This window comes from Halorubrum tebenquichense DSM 14210 (assembly GCF_000337415.1).
Taxonomy (GTDB): Archaea; Halobacteriota; Halobacteria; order Halobacteriales; family Haloferacaceae; genus Halorubrum; species Halorubrum tebenquichense.
In genome coordinates this window covers 64631-84817 of sequence record NZ_AOJD01000047.1, presented here as the reverse complement: position 1 = coordinate 84817, position 20187 = coordinate 64631, and the positions used below count along the sequence as shown (strand labels likewise).

Sequence of the window (20187 nt, the reverse complement as noted above, 5' to 3'; positions counted from 1 at the left end):
TAGCACCCCAATCGTTATAAATGTACTATAGAAGTACACTATATGGCTGAGTTTCAGAGTGGGTTGACGGACCACCAGACAGACGTCAATCAGTATACATCAGATTTGACGGCTGCTATCCGTGAGGCTGCTGAAGATGCTGACTCTGAGATTGATTTTAGCGAGCAAATTCGGGCAAACTTAGATGGGGTAATGGATGAATTTGGAATTGGGTTTGATTATGTTAATACACAGATTGGATCTCAACTTTCTATCGGGGATGTGGAGGCTGTACTTGACGAACAGGATCTCTCCTTTGATGGCGTTCCATTTGATCCTGATGATATACACGAAGGAGGACAACAACCAGACGCTGTAGCAGGAGCCTCCGTTACCGATTACAAGGACCCTGGGACACTTAGCACTCGCAGTGGACGAAAAAGTTCGTTAGGACAATTAGCTGGTTATATGATTACTGTCGCAGAAGTACAGAATGTTAGTGTCTCAGATACGGCTGGTGTTGTTACTGATGGGGAGAGATTCTTATTTTTACACGGAGATGACCTTTCACAGGCCGAGCAACGACACGTGAACGAGGGATCAACAGAAGAATATATTCACCTTCTGGTAGGCCATTGGGCTGTCCTAACCGTTGATCGGATGCTTAGTGACTTTGGCGATAGAACGAGTATATCTATTAATGCTGTAAATGCATTTTATAATGCGCTTGAGGACCCGGGAAATAGATCAGAGAAATTCTTTGAGGAATGGAAGTTACTTTTCGAACAAGTTTGTGGATTTGACTTCGACGAAGGAGCTGAAATGTTAGAAGAGCAATACGGTCTTAATATTCAGAATGACGAGGAGTATAGGAAGGCCCTATTTGCTCTCTACACATACTATTCACTTATTGCTAAATTGCTCGCTGCTGAATTTGTTCATTATCACCAAGATTCACGTTTCCTCTCCTTTATGAAGAAACTCATCGGCCGTTCCGATGATGAACTTCGTAATCAAATGGAGCAGTTTGAAGAGGGATGGGTATTCAAAGACGCTGGAATAGACAATTTCTTAGAGGTTAGCCTATTTTCGTGGTATACTGAATCTGCTGTTTGGGATGACGAACTCTCCAAGGCTATCGTCGACATAGCCCACCGGATGAGAAAATATGATCCAGGAAAGATCAGAGAAGAACCTCAGGAGGCACGAGACTTATTCAAGAAACTGTATCAGCATCTTGTGCCTGAAGGGCTTCGTAATCAGCTTGGAGAAGTGTTCACACCAGACTGGCTGGCGGAATTAACAATTGAGAAGTCTGGATACGATGGTGAGGGTAGTATTCTTGATCCGACTTGTGGATCTGGCACGTTTTTGGTGTTCGCAGCCCGTAAAAAGAAGGAGAAGTACCAGGAGCAGCATGGTGACGAATTGTCTGATGAACAAAAATCTGAAATTGCAAAGAAAATATTGAATGAGATTGAAGGCTTTGATCTGAATCCTCTTGCTGTTTTAGCAGCTCGTACGAACCTATTGATAGAGATGGGTGGGTTACTCAGTTACCATACTGGCGATGTGCCTGTTTATTTAGCAGACTCAGTGCGCCCACCTGAGCTAAGTAGTCAAATTACCGGTTCATTCTATACCGTTGAAGAGATTCCGACAGAAAGTGGAGGCGAAATTGAAAATAGTGATGATTATCTAAATATCAAAATTCCAGAAGAGATTATTGAGAGAGAGTTAGTAAACGATTACTTCGATATGGCAAAAAAGTATACTCTTCGAGGTGTCTCATCTGATCAATTTGTCCAGAGTTTTAGAGAGGAATATGGTATTGAGGAACCCCGAACAGAATCAGCAATGCAGTATAGTTATGAAGACGTATCTGATCTACATGACCGGGATGCTAATGGAGTTTGGTGGGGAATTGTAAAAAACCGATTTCGTCCCCACTTTTGTGGAACATTTGACTATGTTCTTGGGAATCCTCCATATATTACATTAGATAACTTAGCTGATGAATATCGTGATAAAATAAAATCTGAATGGAGAGAGTATGATATACTACCGGATGGTTCACAGGCACAAAAGAAGGTAGAACACGGACTGTTGTTCACGTGCGTTAGTATTGATAAATATCTTAAGAAGCCTAATCAGAATCAAGGTTCCGGAACGCTCTCATTTTTACTTCCACTAACTGCTCAGAGAGGAGGCGCGGCTGGCAAGTTTCGAAAATATCTATCCGAAAACACAGATATTCTTGGATTAACTGATATCGCAGATCTAAATCCATTTGATGTGACCAAAAATCGACCCCTTATTATAAGTGTCAAAAATGGTGCTGGGACAGACTTCCCGGTTCCTTGTGATACCTGGACTGGAAGTCGCCCACCATTCGATAAAAGACTCGATGAAGTTGATGTAGATCGGTATGATTTCGTTGCTACCCACCTCGGAAGTGATCCGACTGGGAAGTGGTATTCAGCGCCTTCAAATGCAATTAGTGCCTTCGAAAAGATCTACGGTGAATCAGATTACGAAGCTCATGAAGGAGCAGGCACTGAAGGTGGTCATGGATTATTCTTCATCGACGTTATTGATGACAGATCTAATTTAATTGAGAACACCAATATTGGTCGTAAGCAGTGGGACAAAGTCAGGGCAAGAGTAGACCCAAGTCACGTATTCCCAGCAGCCAAGGGAAGTAGTATAAATAAGTGGGAATATTCAACACCACGAACACTACTTATTCCACATAAACAAACGGGCGAACCGTATAGTGAAGACGAATTGCGAACAACGGACACTTGGGACTTCCTCTATCATAATGGAAGGGATCAGGATGTCGGTGATCGGAAATGGTACGGGACTCGTCTAAAGGACACTAATCATCCCAATCACATTCTACAACGGGTAACGGAGAGAAATTTCTCAGAATATAAGACCATATATCAAAATATAACTGGTGGAACATATGTCGATTTTGAGGCTGTTACTCTGGGTCCGGAAGAAGTTCTTGGTGAGGAAAAGCCCGTAATGTTTGATCATTCAATTAATTATATTGATGCCGATTCAAAAGAAGAAGCGTATTATTTATCTGGTATCCTGAACTCCGCTTGCATCAGAGCAATGATGAGGGCCCATAGTGTATTAAATCTAAATCCACGTGCAATCGAAGAAGTTAATATCCCAACATTTGATGAAACTGAGGACCCCCACTTGACTCTTGCTAAGCTATCTGAAGGGGCCCATCAATTGGCTAAATCACACGAAATAGATAGTTTTGTCCCCGATATTTTAGATAAACCAGTAGAAGAAATAGGAGTTTCGAATATCGAAATGAAAATAGATAGAGTTGCCTCAGATGTGTTTGATATAACGGATGAGGAATTGGAGAGTTTGAGATATTATCTTGAAGTCACAAGAATTTAAAATTCGATCTATATTATTGCGTTTTGATCATCAAGTAATTATATGTTAGATAAAATAGAATTGATCCTATCAATAGAATCCTCAATCTGACTAAATTTACGAAGACCTTGAATTGCGAACTTGCCTGTAGAGAAGAGTAAAAATGTAGCCGTAGGCTGACTAAGTTTAACAATTACTGCAGGAAATTGTTCGGGTTCGTATTCAACATCAGCTCCCTGATTATTGAGGTCCACAAAAATAGTCTCCAGTTGGAGTGGCCTACCGAGGTCACCATTTACTGCGATGTTGGTGATTTCAGGCTCTTCGATCAGTTTCGCTTTGTGGCCAACCGCAGTCACACGCTCAATAATCGTTTCAATATGTTTCCGAGCTTCTTCAGATGATGTACATCCATAAGTGAGAATCCGCTCTTCAGACCAGTCACGACCAGTCACAATCACACGTACGTTCGAGTCTTCTGGAGTGAACTTGTGCCCGGAGTCTGTGCGCTCGAACCCATCAAGCATCTCCAGCTTCATCGGGTCCATACGGACGATTGCCTTGTGCATCATCGAGTGAGGTGTGTACTCGACACCGTCATCGGTCACGTGGGTGTTGGCCTCACTCTCGACACTCGTCATAGTAGCATATCATTCTGAGAGTAGCAACCTGACTCTTGCGCATCGGCGTGAAGAACCGCTTCGGGGACATACGCGAGTAAGATCACGCGTATTGGTCAGGGCATTCGAACCGGGGCGTCATCAGGTTGGTTCGCCGGGTTTTCGAGCCGACCTGGCACCAGCTGTCCGTTGGGGCAAAGCGTCAAGATCCGATGTGAGAGTGATGCGTATCCCACCAGAAAGAAAATGCCGGATAGACACCGGTGATAGTCTGGTATTCCTGATTAGGACCGATTTACCGGAAGACCGAATCTATGCCACTACTGATGTCGGCCTCGGCTGCGCTTAGCCAGACGGTATAGGATCAAACGTAAAAAGTGTCCTCTATGGTGCCAGCCAATCAATTCATCAACGTAGAATCAGACGACTCTCCGACAGGGTTAGCCTCAACGTACCCAAGTGTATTCTGAAAGAATGTCGATAATATAAACAGGTCGGCTGGTGCTGAGACTTGCTCGCATTTGTTCTTTATACAGCTGGAAGGCCCAATTCCATACCAATATTTCTCGTGGTGACGGAACGAAGTCTCTGGTCGAAGGTCAGTAGAAGTCAGCTAACGTGGCTCTCCCGATTTTCCACCAGCATTCCAAATTAGATCCATAAGTTCATCAATAGTAGAATCTGGGTTAGCAGAGTATGATTCAATCACGACTTCCGGCAAAGTGACTACGGAATTGCCGAATGGGACACGGTCAAACTCGTCCTCGCGTGAGTTACGTTTGATCAGGAACTCGGGAGCATCGATGATGCTTGCGAGAACATATAATGGGGGGCGTAGGTCTTGTTCCTGTAAATATTGGATATAATCGGGGAGAGTGTTTTCTAATGCTTGTCTTAGCTTGTCGCTCGTCAGATAGGGTGAGCCGTGCTCCGGACTTGAACTAAACACGTACTTTGTCAACGCTTCGATCACTCCCCCACGAAACGTACGAACGTACTTATTTACCTCCTGATCAGTTGAGCCCCGAAGAACAGTAACGCTATCAACAGAGTACAGTTCGTCGAGTCCTCCTGCACCCGATCTCGACTCAAAGAATGGGGGTCGCGAATCAGTTCGAAGTTCAGCGGTGGATAGGTCAACCTGCTTTCCCGGGGCGAATGAGTCTCCAGAAAAGAGGTGTAGCACGAATTTCGGTGATGATGTAATCTCAAGTTGCTCCGCATCTCCAGTTATCGTAGCAATCCGGTCGCTTCTGAACTCGTTGATCTCTTCACCCTGCTGCTCCGTTTGTAGGATACGCCGCCTGATCTCATCGACATCTAATGGGAATCGACCACTTGGACTCCGTGCGTAAAATCGATCATTCGTCGCGATGCGATGAGGTGAGCGCCAACTTCGGTCCACACCAACTATTATAAGATACCGGTCATTTTCCGTTGGGATAGCACTAATATCAAAACTGCTGGTCGGGAGTGGTGGATCAGTACTTCGTCGGAGTACATTAGCCCATTGTTCGATAGTATGATCGACGTCGTCGACTGGAAAGCCTGCTGCGTGTTCAGGACGGCCCTCGTCATCAGGGATACCCACGATTAGATGACCACCATTGCTGTTTGCGAAAGATGTTGCCTCCGCCAGTAGTTTCGTTTTGTGCTCTACTGAGTCGTTATCGAGATCAAGGTACTCTTTGTACTCGATCTGTTTTCCCTCCTGTATCCCTTCGGAGACCAGTTGTTCGACATCATCAAATCCAATCTCATCGACCGGTTTGTTGAAAATAGGCATCTTACAACGGTTTTCTACCCTCGCGATATTAGTCTAACGCGCCTATATCAACAGTAGCGGTGGCCCAAATCCGCGTGTCCCTCACGGTTTTAGCCTTAGGACACCTCCTCGGGATATGACGTTCAGCGTCTCGTGGCACGCGCTCCTTGACGAACTCGACGATCTTCCCGAAGGAGCGACGCTGATTACTCCGCTATCCCACAACAGGTTCCGGGTTACCAACGTACAGGAGCAACGTGTCATCATTGACTTCGAGGACAGTGACGAGAAACGACCGCTTCAGCGCGACCAGTTCGAGACGTTGTACCGGCGTATCGGTGACGAACCGAACGGCTTCGAGCTTGACCGGCTCCCAGCTGACGCCGACCCGTACCCGGCGGTCCTAAGCCTTCATCCACGGTTCGAGATAGACGAGAATGCGGGCGTGATCACCGAGCAGGATGGCCCGACCACCAGTCAGCTTCTCGACGGCGAGCCCGCCGACGATACCGACGAGCGATCAGAGCCGGACCTGGACGTGTATGCGGACGCGCTGTTGCTCGTTGACGCGCTCGAACGCCACGACGTGACCACACTGTCGGAGATGGAGACGGACGCGCTGGTGAACCTCTACACCCTACTCTCGGACGTACAACGGAACGCCAACGACCTCCGTCAGGACGTGGCTGACGTACTGCTGGACCGCCTTCATCATGACCGTCCGGTGAGTGGCCCCTTCGGTTCGGTCCAACGCACAACTCGTCGCAATCGATCGCTGAAAGATGAAGACGAGGTACTGGCGAAACTCGAGGATGCTGGGATCGACCGCGAATGGGTGATAGGTATCGACCGGAGCAAGGTTGATGACGCCTTAGAGGTCACAGGGCTGTCCGAGACGGATGTGTACGATATCGACGAGTCAGAGTACGTCCGGAAGGCCGACGTCGACGAGGAGGTCAAGGAGACCCGACTCCAAGGCCTCAAGGAACAGCTCGCGGCGACGGAGGGGCAAGAGGCCGATGAACTACGTAAAGAGATCGAGGACCTCGAGGGACGCATCGACGAGCTCACGAGCTTTCGGACAGGAACAGAAGTTCACGAGTGAGATTCCGGGTCCACTTCTTTGGGGGCGATGGCGGGTATGGGACTCAGAGTAGTATTTTCGAGAAGTCGAGAGGGGTGCCACTCACAAACGACTGGTCAAGTAGCGACAGTCTGTAGTCGAATTACCCTTCCAAAACCCTGTACGTACGTACTTACGCGCCAATATGTACGTGCGGCCGTCGTCACCCGTTTTTCGAGATCGTTTATAAGTGATAATAGGATCGCCAAGAGCGAATCCAGCTATTCTCCGAGAGCATTACTGGCGTAGCTATTGCTCCTTCTCAACAGTGAGGTGATTAGTGAGAACCACCGGCAAGGACCGTAGCCAACTTATAGACTTTTGATCCCGGCGAAACGATAGACTACACGCAATCGCTATACGGGGAACCGACAATGATGACACGTCTTCCTTCTGACCCGGTAAACCGCGCGGGTAGACCTCTTCAAGTCTACCGGTCAGAGACGTATGATGGTAAAAGGGCCCGACGCCGTCTGTTCATTTCCGCTCGGGATGTCTCGGGATGGACTCGCGGGGATTTGAACCCCGGGCCTCTTCCTTGCGAAGGAAGCGATCTGCCACTGATCTACGAGCCCTCATCATGATTCAATCCCCGTTCGTATTTGTACCTTACCTTTCGACGACCCGTGCGAGAGTGGCTCTCACCCGTGACCGAACGGGTTCGGGAGACCGGCCGAGACGCCGCGAGGTCGGCCGGCACCGACGGGATTACGTGTGCGGCGAGATTACTTATTAGTCAGGCGATTTCTGGCCGGCCCAGATCTCTATTAACGTTTCTGAGAAGCATCCCACATTCGTTACTCTTTTGCCCGCGGACGACCGACCGTGAGGTATGTCAGACGCGACGGCGACCGACGCGGACACCGACGTGGACCCGGCCGCGCTCGCGGCCCTGAAACACGTCGGGCTCGTCGGCGGCCTCTCCGAGACGAAGGTGTCGTGCGCGGCGCTCGGCGACCGGCTCGACGCCTCCACGCAGACCGCCTCCCGACGCCTCCAGACGCTCGAATCCGCGGGCTACGTCGATCGCGACGTGGTCAGCGACGGGCAGTGGGTCCGGGTGACGGACGCGGGCGAGGCCGCGCTCCGGGCGGAGTACGCCGACTACCGCCGGCTGTTCGAGTCGGACGTCGAACTCGCCCTCCGCGGCGCGATCACCGGCGGGATGGGCGAGGGACGCCACTACATCACGCTGCCGGGGTACGCCGAGCAGTTCCGCGAGCGGCTCGGCTACGACCCGTTCCCGGGCACGCTCAACGTGAACCTCACCGAGGAGAGCGTCCGCCGCCGCGGCGAGATGTCCGGCATCGACGCCGTCCCCATCGACGCGTGGGAGGGCGAGGACCGCACCTACGGGGCCGCCACCTGCTACGGGGTCACCCTCGTCGCGGGCGACGAGCGCTACGAGGCGGTCCACGCCATCGTCCCCGACCGCACCCACCACGACGACGACCAGCTCGAACTGATCGCGCCGGACCGCCTCCGCGACGCGCTCGACCTCGCGGACGGCGACGCCGTTGAGGTCCGCGTCGAGCCGACGAGCCGGGCGGACGAGCCGGAGCCGAGCGCGGTCGAGACGGAGGTCGCCTGATGCGGGCCGACGTCGACGCCGACCCGGACGCCGGGGCGGCCGACGCCGCGAGCGAGGCCGCGGACGCGACCGATCCGGTCGAGCGCGCGCTCGACGCCTTCCGCGCCGGCGACCCGGTCTGCGTCCACGACTTCGCGGACCGCGAGGGCGAGACGGACATCGTCTACCCGGCCGCCGCGGTCGACGAGGCCGCGGTCGCGCACATGCGCAACGACGCCGGTGGACTGATCTGCGTGGCCGTGAGCGACGCCGTCGGCGACGCGTTCGACCTGCCGTTCCTCGCGGACGCGCTCGACCACCCCGCGGTCGACGACGACCCGGACTACGACGACCGCTCCTCGTTCTCGCTGCCGGTGAACCACCGCGACACGTTCACCGGGATCACGGACGCGGACCGCGCGCTGACCATCGTCGAGGTTGCGAACGCGGCCGCCCGCGTGAGCGAGGACCCGACCGCCTACGGCCCGGAGGACTTCGCGGCGGAGTTCCGCGCGCCCGGCCACGTCCACGTCCTGCGGGGCGACCGCGACGGCCTCGACGGGCGGACCGGCCACACCGAACTCGGCCTCGCGATGGCCGAGGCCGTGGGGGCCGCGCCCGCCGCCGTCGTCTGCGAGATGCTCGACGACGAGACCGGCGACGCGCTCTCGCCCGCGGACGCCGCCGCCTACGCGGCCCGGCGCGACATCCCCTACGTCGAGGGCGCGGCCCTCGTCGAGGCGCTGCGCTGACGCGAGGGAGACGCCACGCGACCGATCGATTTTCCGTCACGAAACGATCCCTGACCAGCCGGTCTGGCGCGCGCCTCCGAGTGGCCGTCAGGCCACGAGGAGCGTCGCGCGAGGGAGTCGGNNCCGACGAGGCTGGGGAGGCGTGAGGTGCGTGCGGTGCGGGACTCGAAGGGGCGGTCACGAGGCGGTCTCGGTCCAGTCTTCGACCACCCCGCTCCCGTAGCTGTTCGAACCGGAAACCGACGACCCGTACCTCACAGATTTAAGCCGGGAGGTCACGACCGCTATGATATGGGATTCGACGAGATGGACGTCGACACGATCTGGAAGAACGGGGAGTTCCTCGACTGGGAGGACGCGACGACTCACGTTCTCACCCACGCGCTCCACTACGGGAGCGGCGTGTTCGAGGGCGTCCGGTGTTACGACACCGAGCGGGGCCCCGCCGTCTTCCGCTGGGACGAACACCTCGACCGGCTGTTCGACTCCGCGAAAATGTACGACATGGACATCGAGCACTCCCGCGAGGAGATCACCGAGGCCACCCTCGAACTGCTCGACCGGCAGGACCTGGAGTCCTGTTACATCCGGCCGATCGCCTACTACGGCTACGACTCGCTGGGCGTCTCTCCGGAGGGCTGTCCGACCGACCTCGTCCTCGCGGCGTGGCCGTGGGGCGCGTACCTCGGCGAGGAGGCGCTCGAGGAGGGCGTCGACGTGATGGTCTCCTCGTGGCGGAAGCACGCCTCCTCGCAGGTCCCGACGAACGTGAAGACGACCGGCCTGTACGTCAACTCCATGCTCGCGGGCGAGGAGGCGCGCCGGAACGGCTACGTCGAGGCCATCGTCCTGAACAAGGAGGGCAACGTCGCGGAGGGACCGGGCGAGAACGTCTTCATGGTCAACGACGGCGAGATCTACACCACCGGCCCCGCGCAGTCCATCCTCGAAGGGATCACCCGCGACACCGTGATCACCCTCGCGGAGGAGCGCGGCTACGAGGTCCACGACGAGGCCGTCATCTCGCGCGGCCAGCTGTACACCGCCGACGAGCTGTTCTTCACCGGCTCCGCCGCCGAGGTGACCCCGATCCGCTCGGTCGACGACACCGAGATCGGTTCCGGGACCCGTGGTCCGGTGACCGAGGAGCTCCAGCAGGCCTTCTTCGATCTCGTGGAACGGCGGACGGACGACCACGACGAGTGGTTCACGTACCTCTGAACGCGGACTGCTGACCGCGAACACGGTCGCCGTCGGGCCGCGTCGGCCGCGGAAACGGCTTCTCAGTTCTCGGTCGACCCGCTCCCCTCGGTCGTGGACTCGCCGCCCCCTCCGGGCGTCCCGTCGGTCCGGACGTGTCCGTAGCCGTCGGGAGTGCCGTCGCCCTCGGCCGGGTCCTCCTCGTGGACGGGGACCTGATGGGCCGACTCCGCGAAGCCGGCGGAGAGGACCCGCGTCATCCCCTCCTCGACGGTCTCGCCGGTCTCCTCGATGCGCTCCGGCTCGACCTCGATGACGAAGCCGGTGGTGATGTTCGGGGCGGTCGGCATGAACAGGACGATCTTCCCGTCGCGGGTCTTCTTGCCCGTCCGGAAGGCGGTCATCCGGATCCCGGGCCACGTCTCGATGTACACCGGGCTCTGAAGCTCGTCGGTGCCGGAGATGGCCGTCTCGATGGCGAGCTTCGAGGCGTTGTACACCACCCGGAGCGCGGGGATCCGGTTTATGGTGTCGTCCACGGCCGACTCCGCCAGCCGGCCGAGCGTCGTCCGCATGAAGTACCCGACCGCGAGCACGACGGTGGCGAACACCGCGAACGCGATGACGACCCGGGACGCGGGCTCTAAGAAGCCCGGAATGACGTTGGGCTGGAGGTCAGCGATGAGCGGGATCGACGCGATGTACTGGTAGATCCAGCGGAGGACGAGGAGTAAGACGAGGAGCGGGGCCAGCACGATGAGGCCGCTGGCGAAGTCGCGTTTCCACGTGGACATCTATCGCGTTGGTATGCGTCGGCAATCCTTAAGAGAGCTTTCACGCGCCGGCAACGCCCCGAAAGGAGACGAGGAGCGGGACCGTCGGCGACGACGGGCGACCGCCGACGGAGAACCGGACCGTCGGCTACCGTCCCAGCACCGCCCGCGCCGCGAACGTCAGGTTCTCCTTGCGCTCGCGGACGCGCCGGTAGAAGTACGAGAGCCACTTGTCGCCGTACGGCGCGTACTGGTGGACGTCGACGCCCTGCGCGGCGAGGTCGCGCTGCGCGTCCTCGCGGACGCCCATCAGCATCTGGACCTCGTAGTCGGTCCCGTGTTCGCGCGCGAGGCGGTCCGCGAGCGATATCATCTCGGGGTCGTGGCTGCCGACCGCGACGCCGCGGTCCCGCCCCTCGAAGAGCCGTCGGAGATCGTCGCGGTACGCCTCGTCGACGTCGGCCTTGTCCGTGTACGCGATCGACGAGCCCTCGTCGTACGCGCCCTTCACCAGCCGGATCTTGCCGGGCACGTCGAGGAGGCGGTCGAGGTCGTCGGCGGTGCGTTTCAGGTTCGACTGGATACACTGGCCGACGCTCCACGGGTAGTCCGCGGCGATGGACTCGAAGGCGTCGAGCGTGGCGTCGGTGGTGTCCGCGTCCTCCATGTCACACCAGACGAACGCGCCGCGCTCGTCGGCGCGGGCAACGATCTCGCGGTAGTGCTCCTCGAACAGGTCCGCCGAGACGTCCATCCCGATCTGCGACGGCTTCACCGAGACGCAGGCGTCGAGGCCGCTGTCGGCGATGTCGTCGAGCAGTCGGAGGTACGCGTCCGTGTCCGCCCTAGCGTCCGCGCGGTCGTCGTAGTGTTCGCCGAGCAGGTTCAGGATGACCGCGATGTCGTCCTCGTTCGCGGCGCGGGCGTGGTCGAGAGCCGCCGGAACGCTCTCGCCGGCGACGAACCGCCGGGCGATCGGGGGGATCATATTCACAGCTGCGGACGGCGCGAACTTTACCTTTATCGAGTCGGCGCGGGTGGCCGCGACATCGCGTCCGCGGCGGCGGGTGACAGCCGGCGACAGATCCGGGGTTTATAACATCCCGGACGCCGCCCGTGGAGATATGATCGGTTCGCTCGTCGCGACCGCGTTCTGGGCGATGCTCCCGGCGTACGTCCCGAACAACGCCGCGGTGCTGGCCGGCGGCGGTCGCCCCATCGACGGCGGCCGCGAGTGGCGCGGTGCGCGGCTGCTCGGCGACGGGAAGACGTGGCGGGGGACCGCCGTCGGCACGCTGGTGGGCGTCTGCCTCGCGGTCGCGCTCAACGCGCTCGCCGACCCCGCGAGCGCCGCGCTCGGCGTCAACCTCCCGACGTTCGCGCTCCCGGCCGCGTTCGCGCTCGCGTTCGGCGCGATGTGCGGCGACATCGGTGCCTCGTTCCTCAAGCGGCGGTCGGGGCGCGAGCGCGGTGCCGCGTTCCCCGGCCTGGACCAGCTCGACTTCGTGGTCGGCGCGCTGGCGCTCGCCTTCGTCGTCGACACCGACTGGGCGGTCGCCGTCTTCACACCCCGCGTCCTCGCTGTCGTCGTCGTGATGACCCCGGTCCTCCACGTCGTCACGAACGTCGGGGCCTACCGGCTCGGGCTGAAGGACGAGCCGTGGTGAACGAGCCGTAGCGAACGACCCGGAATCCGGTTCGAGACATAACGCACCCAGAAACGGGGCTATTTTTCGAAACAGCGATGAGAGTCGATCGTTCGTCCACGTAATTCGCGGCGATGAGAACGGGAGAAAGACATATATACTGGTGTGGCATACCATGTCACGCATGTCTAGTAGCGCACCCGACTCGGACGACGTGTTCGACGAGTTCCTGTCCGACCGCGGCCACGAAACGGAGATCGTACGCTGGGAGCGGTCGTATAACAAGCTCCAGTGTCCGGAGTGCGGTGCGCTTCACGAGGAGGGAACGGCGCGGTGTTCGGTCTGCGACTGGCGACCGAACTGACTGACACGACGGCGGCCGGCGGCGTTTTCTTTCGTTCAAACTCCCCGGTAGTATTATGTGGAATTACTCGATAGTGGTGAACATGCCGACCTGTCAGAACTGCGGTTCGTTCGTCACGACAGATTACGTTCGGGTGTTCACCCCGAACGAGGTCGATCGGCCGCGCGTCTGCCCGGCCTGCGAGGACCTGGTCCGCGACGGGGCCGAGGTCCGCGAAGCGCGCGCGACGCGGAGCACCTGAGCGGTCGGACCGAGACGCGCCGCGGCGGCGGTCGAGCCACGGCGTTTAAGGAGAACCGGAATCTGGACGTAACAATGACCGATACCACGGTGACGCGGCTGTTCGGGGGGCCGGGCAGCGGGAAGACGACCGCGCTCTTGGACCGCGTCGAGGAGATACTGGAGACCGAGGACGCCGACGTCCGGGACGTGCTGGTCGTCTCGTACACGCGCGCGGCCGCCGCCGAGATCCGAGAGCGGCTCGCCGAGCGGCTCGACATCTCGCCGCGCAGTCTTCAGGGGAACGTGAGCACGATGCACGCAAAGGCGTACGAGCTGCTCGACCTCTCGCGGGGCGACGTGGTCGGCGAGGACGACAAGGAGGCGTTCTGCGAGGAGTACGGTATCGAGTTCGAGGACCAGAACGGCGGCGCGGGCCGTCGGACCGCGCGGTCGACGACCATCGGGAACAAGATCATCGCCACCTCCCAGTGGCTCCAGCGCACCGAGCGGGACGTTGCCGACTGGTACGACGTGCCCTTCCAGTGGAACGTCGAGGAGGTCCGGCTCCCGCCCGAGGAGGACCCGAACGCCCAGGAGGGCAACAAGTACACCCCGACGTGGCCCTCCGACGACGAGCGGATCGACATCCCGGAGACGATCCGGGCGTGGCGCGCGTACAAGGGCGACAACGACCTCGTCGGCTTCGCGGACATGCTCGAACGGGTCGCGCAGCGCTCGCTCGTCCCGAACGTCAATTACCTGATCATCGACGAGTTCCAGGACATCACGACGCTCCAGTACAACGTCTTCGAGGAGTGGCGGCCCCACATGGATCGGGTGCTCATCGCCGGCGACGACGACCAGGTCGTCTACGCGTGGCAGGGGGCCGACCCCGACCTCCTCCTCGACACCGACGTCGACGAGGACGTGGTGCTCCCGAACTCCTACCGGCTTCCCTCGGAGATCCTCAACGTCGTCAACGCGGAGATCCGCCACATCGACAAGCGGCAGGAGAAGGACCTCCACCCGCGCAAGGAGGGCGGGACCGTCGAGGCGATCGAGTCGCCGTCGATGATCGAACTCGTCCGCAACGTCCGGTACACCGTGGAGGACGACGAGGGCGACGTGATGTGTCTGTTCCGCGCCCGCTACCAGATGTTCGACTTCATCGACGAGTTCATCGACCACGGGATCCCATTCTCGATGCTCACCGACGGGCGGATGTGGACCGACCGAGTCCAAGACTACGTCAGCGCCGTCGAGAAGGCCGAGGCGGGCGACCCCGTCAACGGGCTGGAGGCCCGGCGGCTGGCCGACATGCTTCAGGAGTCGGCGTTCGGGACCCACGACCGCGAGGAGTTCTACGACTACCTCGACGACCGCGAGGAGGCCGCCGACGCCGACGACGTCTCCCTGATCGACGTCTCGGCCGACACGCTCGACGAGTACATCCCCTTCATGCCGGACACCGCGAGCGCCGACGACATGGTCCGGAAGGTGACGAGCTTCCAACGGAAGTCGATGGGCGCGTACTTCGACGGCGAGTATCAGGGGATGGACCCGACCCGCGTCCGCGTCGGCACCATCCACTCCGCGAAGGGCCGCGAGGCCGACCACGTGTTCGTCGGCACCGACCTCACCGAGAAGGTGGTCGAGCAGATGGCCGCCTCCATCGACGACCCGACGGACGTCGACGGCGTCGAGGAGTTCACCAAGTCGACCAGCCCCGTTCCCCTGCTCACCGACAACGAGCGCCGCGTCTTCTACGTCGGGATGTCCCGCGCCCGCGAGCGGCTCGTGATCATGGAGAGCCTGATCAGCGGCGCGCCGACGCTCCCGATAAGCGTCCTGCTGTTCGACGAACTCCGCGAGGAGCCGGCACAGGAGCTCGTCGAGGAGGTCCAAGCGGAGTTGGCGGTCCCCGAACCCGAGCCGTGAGCGGGGACCGCCCGGAGTCGGACCGCCGCGCTTCCGCCGAATCCGCCGGAGGGTTCCGACCGCTGCGGACCGACCTCGCTCCCGTCGTCGAGGCGATCCGCACGGCCGGCGCGAGCGCGTTCGTCGCCGTCGGCGACCGCTTCGACGACGGCCTGCGCTACCTCACGCGCTTCGCCGGCCCGGACCGACCGTACGCGCTGGTCGTGGTGCCGAGCGACGACGAGGCGGTCGACCGCGCCGGGCGGGCGGTCCTCTGTACCCCCGCGCTGTTCCGCGAGCAGGCGGACCGCGAGTTTGTTGACGCTGCACGCGATCCGGACGCGGACGCGGCGGCGGAGGGCGGCGCACGGTTCCACGACGGGGTCGTCCGCGAGGTCAGGACGGAGGGCCTCGGCGACCACGCCGGCGAGCGCGCGGCCGCGGTCGTCGACGACCTCGTCGGCGGGGAGGAGAGCGGAGAAGAGACGGACACCGGAGACGGCGACCGCGCCGTTCTCACCCCGGCGTCGATAGCGCACGACGCCGCGGTGTACCTCGAACGCGCGGGCAACGACCTCGCGTCGACGGACGCGGTCGCGACCGCCCGGGCGCGCAAGACGCCGGTCGAGGTCGATCGGATCCGGCGCGTCCAGCGCGCGACGGTCGAGGGGCTCGGCCGCGCCGAGGCGGTGCTCGCGGAGAGCGAGGTCGTCGACGGCGGAGCGGACGCCGCCCCCGCCGGCGGCGACCGTCGACCGCCGCTCCGCTGGCGGGGGGAACCGCTGACCACGGAGCGGCTCCGCCGCGAGGTGAACCGGGTCCTCGCCGCGGGGGGCGTCCGCGACGCCGGCAACACGGTGATCGGAGCCGGCCCCTCGGCAGCCGACCTCCACTACGTCGGCGACGACCCGATCCGTCCCGGGGAGACGGTGTTGCTCGACGTGTCGCCGCGGGGCCCGGACGGCTACTACGGCGACGCCACGCGGACGTTCGTCGTCGACGGCGACGGCGGGTGGGAGCGGCGCGCGTACGTCGCGGTCGAGGCCGCCCGCGAGGCCGCGCTCGACGAGGTTGAGCCGGGCGTCCCGGCCAAGACCGTCCACGGCGAGGCGGCCGCGGAGCTGACCGCGTACGGGTTCGACCCGAACGCGGACGAGGACGAGGCGGGCTTCACGCACGGCACCGGCCACGGGGTCGGGGTGAGCCTCCACGAGTCGCCGTCGCTGTCGGGGGCCGGCGAGTTGCGTCCGGGCCACGTCGTGACCGTCGAGCCAGGCGTGTACGACCCCGATGTCGGCGGGGTCAGGCTGGAGGATCTGATTCTCGTCACCGACGACGGCTACGAGCTGCTCGCCGAGTACCCGTTCGGTATCGTGCCGGAGCGGCGGTGAGAACAGGAGATAACTACGGCCGTTCTTTGAGCCATCGGCACGGCCTTTTTCGCGACCGTCGATGGCTGAGACACATGCGATCCGAATCTACCACCGAAAGCGGAGATTCCGCCGAGTCTGAACCGAGTTGGCGTCTCCTGACAAGGGGACTTCCGGCCGCCATGACGCTTCTCGTGGTCGTGTTCACGCTCGTCGGGGTCAGCGTCGTCGGAACCGGCGTCGTCGCCGCCGACGGAAACGCGGGTTTCGACGAGAGCATCGTCACCGTGAGCGAGGACGGGACCACTGAGGTCGTCGTCGAGTCCGACGGCGTGGAGTCGTTCGAAATCGTGATCGGGAGCGAGGACGAGTCCGGGTACGAACTCCGAGCGACGGTGACGCCTGACGGTGACGGCGTCACGACACTCACGTACGACCACGGCGCGGCGGGCGACGGCGGTGACCCGTTAACCGCCGACGGCGGCGAGGTCGACCTCGACAGCGAGACTGATCTCGGCGAATCTCCCGCGCCCGGTGCCTACGAGCTGGGGCTGTTCGTCGACGGAGAGAGCGGTCCGATCGACATCGGGACGCTGATGGTCGAGACGGCCGGCAGCGACGACAGCAGTAACGGCGGCGACGGCAACGACAGCAGCGACGATGGCGACGCAGTCGAGGCCGTCACCGACGCGAACGTCGAGGACGCGGACGTCCTCGTCGAGCCGCGTGCGACCACCGTCACGGTGCCCGTCAAACTCGACGACGGGGCGTCCGTCGACATCCGGCTTCGATCGGCCGGCAATTCGAGCACGAACTTCATTAAGAGTCAAGAAGCGACGGTGAGCAACGGAACGGCGACGACGACGTTCGACATGAGCGTCACCGAGCCGGGAGACCGCGCGACGCTGACCGTCCGGGATAACGGGGGACTCGACGAGCCGGTGACCCGAGACGTACTCGTGGTCGAGGACGTCGAGTCGTCAGAGGGCGGGGACAGCGGGGACGAAGCTCCCGGATTCGGTTTCGTTGTTACCACGCTGGCACTGCTCGGTGCCGCGCTCTTTGCCCGAGTTCGGAAGTGAGGAGAGCCGCGAACTGAGCCCCGGGGAGACATCCCAGTATTCGTCGCGGTCGGTCGTCGGACGGGGAACGACGCGCAGTCACCGCTCGTCGGAATCCCCCCCGGCCGTCGCGGACCGGGAATCGTCGTCCGTCTGGGGAGCTGCTGCGTTGTCGCCGCGGAGTTGTCGAGGGAGCAGTCCAGAGATCAGCCGACGGGCGATCCGGGCCGGATCGAGGAAGTACTGCGGGAGGACGACCATCGCGACGGCGACGACCAGCAGGCCGACGCCGACCCCGAGTTCGCCGGCGAGCAGCCGGACGACGGCGTAGTTCGCGAGCGGCAGCGCGAACACGAGCGACGCCGCCAACCCGATCATGTCCAGCAGTCCGAGTCGCATCTGGCTTCCGTTGATCGCCGGGGGGTAAAAGGGACGCGGCGGACCGGCAGCGCCGCGTCGGCGGGGTTCGGAGGGCTGAGACCGCGCCGGACCCAGAACCGATATCCGTCGCCCGCCCCCAGTTCCGGTATGTTCACCGGCATCGTCGAGGGCACCGGCGCGGTCCGGTCGCGGACCGAGACCGACGACGGCCTCCGGCTGACGATCGGGGTCGACGGCGTCGAGGGGTTCGACGACCTCCGCCACGGGCAGTCGATAAGCGTGAGCGGCGTCTGCCTGACCGTCGAGGAGTTCGGCGTCGGCGAGGGCGACGGCGGGACCGACTGGTTCGAGGTGTTCCTCGCGAGCGAGACCGTCGCGAAGACGTACCTCGGCGACGTGCGCGAGGGCGACGCGGTCAACGTCGAGCGCGCGATGCCCGCCGACGGCCGGTTCGACGGCCACGTCGTTCAGGGCCACGTCGACACGGTCGCGGAGGTGACGGGGATCGACCGCGTCGGCGAGGACTGGCGGTTCACCTTCTCGATCCCGGAGGGCCACGGCGATTACCTCGTCGACAAGGGCTCCGTGACGCTCGATGGGATTTCGCTGACCGTCGCCCAGAAGCGCGACGGCGAGTTCGACGTCGCGGTCATCCCGACGACCTACGACCTGACGACGCTGTCGGCGAAGTCCGTCGGCGACCCGGTCCACCTCGAAGTGGACGTGATCGCGAAGTACGTCGAGAACATGGTCGGCGCGGACGACTGAGCGCCGCCGGGCGGCGGACGGCCGCGCGTCGGACCGGGTCACCGGTCCGTCGCGGGACCCGGAGGGCGTGATTTAAGTGCGAGATGGGCGAGTCGGCTGACGGATGCCCTCCGACGAACACACCGGTCTCGTGGCGGCACTGGTCGCGATCGGCGTCGTGGTCCCGCTATACACGGTCGTCGTTTCGCAGCGACTCCTCCCGGGCCTAGGGGTCGGGCTGTCGGCCCTCGTCACCGCGGCGCTCGTGGCTCGCGACGGAGCCGGCCGGGGGACGCTCGTTCGTGCGACGATGGCCGTGAGCGTCGTCTACGGCGCGTTCACCCTCCAGTTGCCCGTCGCGGTGATCGCGGCCTGCGCGGTCTACCTCTCCGCGTGGGTCACGGGAGCCGATAGTCCGTTCGGCGCTCCCGACACGGAGATCGTCCCGATCGAACCGGGCGTCACCGGCGAGGTCGGAGACGGCGAGAGCTCCGAAGACAGTGAGGATTCCGAAGACGAGGAAGACTCCGAAAGATCCGGGGACGGCGAGTGATATACGGACGGCCGAGCCGCGGTCTTCAGGCGTCCTTCGCGCCCTTCACCGTCTCGCGGACGGCGTCGACGCCCTCCTCGTGGAGCAGGTCACCGACGACGATCACGTCGCTGTGGGCGGCCATCTCGTTGGCCGACTCGTAGTCGTGGATACCGCCGCCGTAAAAGAGGGTGGCGTCGTCTAAGGCGTCGCCGGCGGCCGCGACCTTCTCCGTGTCCCCGAACGTGCCGGAGTACTCGACGTAGACGATCTCTTGGCCGAACATGCGCTCGGCCACCTTCGCGTACGCCCCCACGTCGTCGGCGGTGAGGTCGCAGTCGGCCTCGGTCAGCTGGGCGACCGACGCGTCGGGGTTCAGCACGATGTACGCCTCGGTGTGGGTCCGGCTCCAGTCGAGATCGTCGATGCGGACCCACTCCTTGTGCGCGCCGGTGATCCAGAAGGGACCGCCCGCGTTGAACACGGTCGGGATCAGGTAGCCGTCGAGCGCGGGCGAGTCGATGACGACGCCCGGATTCGACGGCTCCTGGTACAGCGGCACGTCGTACTCCGCGGCGGCGTCGACGACGCGGCTCATCTTCTCCGCGGTGACGTCGAGGGTCCCGCCGATCTCGATCGCGTCCGTCCCGGTCCGGCAGACGTCCTCGAAGGTCTCGCCCGGCCGGAGGTCCTTGTCGGGGTCGACCTTCAGCACGTGGTCCCAGTCGTCCCACGGGTTGGTCATCGGGCGAGACTC

Annotated in this window: 19 protein-coding genes and 1 tRNA gene; 13 read left to right on the top strand and 7 right to left on the bottom strand. The window is 61.1% G+C overall.

Translation table 11 applies throughout. The features are described from left to right. The first annotated feature begins 42 nt into the window (after positions 1–42). Entirely contained in the window at positions 43–3408 is a 3366-nt protein-coding gene (locus C472_RS16350; protein WP_082238249.1) for an Eco57I restriction-modification methylase domain-containing protein, read from the top strand. A gap of 38 nt (positions 3409–3446) precedes the next feature. Here C472_RS16350 and C472_RS16345 read toward each other — a convergent pair whose 3' ends face one another. Both C472_RS16345 and C472_RS16340 read right to left on the bottom strand, forming a co-directional pair. Further along, complete coding sequence (locus C472_RS16345; RefSeq protein ID WP_082238248.1) at positions 3447–4028, bottom strand: hypothetical protein; 582 nt, start codon at positions 4026–4028, stop codon at positions 3447–3449. A 592-nt stretch (positions 4029–4620) separates the two neighbouring features. After that, positions 4621–5793, bottom strand: a complete 1173-nt coding sequence (locus C472_RS16340) for an AlbA family DNA-binding domain-containing protein (RefSeq protein WP_006629393.1) — start codon at positions 5791–5793, stop codon at positions 4621–4623. Positions 5794–5908: 115 nt separating this feature from the next. Between C472_RS16340 and C472_RS08395 the strand changes: the two genes are divergently transcribed. Further along, the gene (locus tag C472_RS08395; RefSeq protein ID WP_006629392.1) at positions 5909–6877 is read left to right on the top strand and encodes a hypothetical protein; all 969 of its coding nucleotides are present in this window, start codon (positions 5909–5911) and stop codon (positions 6875–6877) included. A gap of 521 nt (positions 6878–7398) precedes the next feature. Here C472_RS08395 and C472_RS08390 read toward each other — a convergent pair. Further along, positions 7399–7470: transfer RNA gene (locus C472_RS08390), tRNA-Ala, on the bottom strand. A 257-nt stretch (positions 7471–7727) separates the two neighbouring features. Here C472_RS08390 and C472_RS08385 point away from each other — a divergent pair. From C472_RS08385 to C472_RS08375, 3 genes are all read left to right on the top strand, one after another. Then, entirely contained in the window at positions 7728–8486 is a 759-nt protein-coding gene (locus C472_RS08385) for a DUF120 domain-containing protein (protein WP_006629391.1), read from the top strand. After that, a complete protein-coding gene (gene ribB / locus C472_RS08380; RefSeq protein WP_006629390.1) occupies positions 8486–9217 on the top strand; it encodes a 3,4-dihydroxy-2-butanone-4-phosphate synthase in 732 nt (243 codons plus the stop codon). The genes C472_RS08385 and ribB overlap by 1 nt, the downstream gene beginning before the upstream one ends. A 291-nt stretch (positions 9218–9508) precedes the next feature. Beyond that, positions 9509–10438, top strand: a complete 930-nt coding sequence (locus tag C472_RS08375) for a branched-chain amino acid transaminase (protein WP_006629389.1) — start codon at positions 9509–9511, stop codon at positions 10436–10438. A 62-nt stretch (positions 10439–10500) separates the two neighbouring features. Here the strand turns inward: C472_RS08375 and C472_RS08370 are convergent, their stop codons facing one another. Together C472_RS08370 and C472_RS08365 are read right to left on the bottom strand one after the other, a co-directional pair. After that, complete coding sequence (locus C472_RS08370; protein ID WP_006629388.1) at positions 10501–11211, bottom strand: DUF502 domain-containing protein; 711 nt, start codon at positions 11209–11211, stop codon at positions 10501–10503. A 127-nt stretch (positions 11212–11338) separates the two neighbouring features. After that, on the bottom strand, positions 11339–12178 hold the full coding sequence (locus tag C472_RS08365; RefSeq protein WP_006629387.1) for a proline dehydrogenase family protein: 840 nt from the start codon (positions 12176–12178) through the stop codon (positions 11339–11341). 136 nt (positions 12179–12314) lie between these two features. Between C472_RS08365 and C472_RS08360 the strand changes: the two genes are divergently transcribed. The 6 genes from C472_RS08360 to C472_RS08340 all read left to right on the top strand — a co-directional run bounded on the left by C472_RS08360 (position 12315) and on the right by C472_RS08340 (position 17791). Further along, on the top strand, positions 12315–12857 hold the full coding sequence (locus C472_RS08360) for a CDP-2,3-bis-(O-geranylgeranyl)-sn-glycerol synthase (protein ID WP_006629386.1): 543 nt from the start codon (positions 12315–12317) through the stop codon (positions 12855–12857). Between the two features lie 163 nt (positions 12858–13020). Next, positions 13021–13200, top strand: a complete 180-nt coding sequence (locus tag C472_RS08355; protein ID WP_049906449.1) for an HVO_0416 family zinc finger protein — start codon at positions 13021–13023, stop codon at positions 13198–13200. A gap of 82 nt (positions 13201–13282) precedes the next feature. After that, positions 13283–13441, top strand: coding sequence for a DUF7563 family protein (locus C472_RS17520; protein WP_006629384.1), 159 nt, complete (start codon positions 13283–13285; stop codon positions 13439–13441). A 74-nt stretch (positions 13442–13515) separates the two neighbouring features. Next, on the top strand, positions 13516–15360 hold the full coding sequence (locus C472_RS08350) for a UvrD-helicase domain-containing protein (protein ID WP_006629383.1): 1845 nt from the start codon (positions 13516–13518) through the stop codon (positions 15358–15360). Beyond that, complete coding sequence (locus C472_RS08345; RefSeq protein WP_006629382.1) at positions 15357–16730, top strand: M24 family metallopeptidase; 1374 nt, start codon at positions 15357–15359, stop codon at positions 16728–16730. Before C472_RS08350 ends, C472_RS08345 begins: the two co-directional genes overlap by 4 nt. A 161-nt stretch (positions 16731–16891) precedes the next feature. Next, the gene (locus C472_RS08340) at positions 16892–17791 is read left to right on the top strand and encodes a BGTF surface domain-containing protein (RefSeq protein WP_006629381.1); all 900 of its coding nucleotides are present in this window, start codon (positions 16892–16894) and stop codon (positions 17789–17791) included. Between the two features lie 78 nt (positions 17792–17869). Here C472_RS08340 and C472_RS08335 read toward each other — a convergent pair whose 3' ends face one another. Further along, positions 17870–18169: a DUF7533 family protein gene (locus C472_RS08335; protein ID WP_006629380.1), complete on the bottom strand. Its 300-nt coding sequence runs from the start codon at positions 18167–18169 to the stop codon at positions 17870–17872. Between the two features lie 129 nt (positions 18170–18298). On the opposite strand from C472_RS08335, the gene C472_RS08330 reads away from it, so the two are divergent. Together C472_RS08330 and C472_RS08325 are read left to right on the top strand one after the other, a co-directional pair. Continuing rightward, positions 18299–18919, top strand: coding sequence for a riboflavin synthase (locus C472_RS08330; protein WP_006629379.1), 621 nt, complete (start codon positions 18299–18301; stop codon positions 18917–18919). A gap of 103 nt (positions 18920–19022) precedes the next feature. After that, complete coding sequence (locus tag C472_RS08325) at positions 19023–19451, top strand: hypothetical protein (RefSeq protein ID WP_006629378.1); 429 nt, start codon at positions 19023–19025, stop codon at positions 19449–19451. A gap of 25 nt (positions 19452–19476) precedes the next feature. Here C472_RS08325 and C472_RS08320 read toward each other — a convergent pair whose 3' ends face one another. Then, on the bottom strand, positions 19477–20175 hold the full coding sequence (locus tag C472_RS08320; protein WP_006629377.1) for a phosphoglycerol geranylgeranyltransferase: 699 nt from the start codon (positions 20173–20175) through the stop codon (positions 19477–19479). Between the last annotated feature and the right edge of the window lie 12 nt (positions 20176–20187).

Excerpts from the sequence above, each read along its gene's own strand:
- C472_RS08350 (WP_006629383.1), top strand. The coding sequence starts at position 13,516 with ATGACCGATACCACGGTGACGCGGCTGTTCGGGGGGCCGGGCAGCGGG.
- C472_RS08375 (WP_006629389.1), top strand. The coding sequence starts at position 9,509 with ATGGGATTCGACGAGATGGACGTCGACACGATCTGGAAGAACGGGGAG.
- C472_RS08330 (WP_006629379.1), top strand. The coding sequence starts at position 18,299 with ATGTTCACCGGCATCGTCGAGGGCACCGGCGCGGTCCGGTCGCGGACC.
- C472_RS16350 (WP_082238249.1), top strand. The coding sequence starts at position 43 with ATGGCTGAGTTTCAGAGTGGGTTGACGGACCACCAGACAGACGTCAAT.
- C472_RS08325 (WP_006629378.1), top strand. The coding sequence starts at position 19,023 with ATGCCCTCCGACGAACACACCGGTCTCGTGGCGGCACTGGTCGCGATC.
- C472_RS08385 (WP_006629391.1), top strand. The coding sequence starts at position 7,728 with ATGTCAGACGCGACGGCGACCGACGCGGACACCGACGTGGACCCGGCC.
- C472_RS08320 (WP_006629377.1), bottom strand. The coding sequence starts at position 20,175 with ATGACCAACCCGTGGGACGACTGGGACCACGTGCTGAAGGTCGACCCC.
- C472_RS17520 (WP_006629384.1), top strand. The coding sequence starts at position 13,283 with ATGCCGACCTGTCAGAACTGCGGTTCGTTCGTCACGACAGATTACGTT.
- C472_RS08395 (WP_006629392.1), top strand. The coding sequence starts at position 5,909 with ATGACGTTCAGCGTCTCGTGGCACGCGCTCCTTGACGAACTCGACGAT.
- C472_RS08360 (WP_006629386.1), top strand. The coding sequence starts at position 12,315 with ATGATCGGTTCGCTCGTCGCGACCGCGTTCTGGGCGATGCTCCCGGCG.
- C472_RS08355 (WP_049906449.1), top strand. The coding sequence starts at position 13,021 with ATGTCTAGTAGCGCACCCGACTCGGACGACGTGTTCGACGAGTTCCTG.
- C472_RS08340 (WP_006629381.1), top strand. The coding sequence starts at position 16,892 with ATGACGCTTCTCGTGGTCGTGTTCACGCTCGTCGGGGTCAGCGTCGTC.
- C472_RS08370 (WP_006629388.1), bottom strand. The coding sequence starts at position 11,211 with ATGTCCACGTGGAAACGCGACTTCGCCAGCGGCCTCATCGTGCTGGCC.
- ribB (WP_006629390.1), top strand. The coding sequence starts at position 8,486 with ATGCGGGCCGACGTCGACGCCGACCCGGACGCCGGGGCGGCCGACGCC.
- C472_RS16345 (WP_082238248.1), bottom strand. The coding sequence starts at position 4,028 with ATGACGAGTGTCGAGAGTGAGGCCAACACCCACGTGACCGATGACGGT.
- C472_RS08365 (WP_006629387.1), bottom strand. The coding sequence starts at position 12,178 with ATGATCCCCCCGATCGCCCGGCGGTTCGTCGCCGGCGAGAGCGTTCCG.
- C472_RS16340 (WP_006629393.1), bottom strand. The coding sequence starts at position 5,793 with ATGCCTATTTTCAACAAACCGGTCGATGAGATTGGATTTGATGATGTC.
- C472_RS08335 (WP_006629380.1), bottom strand. The coding sequence starts at position 18,169 with ATGCGACTCGGACTGCTGGACATGATCGGGTTGGCGGCGTCGCTCGTG.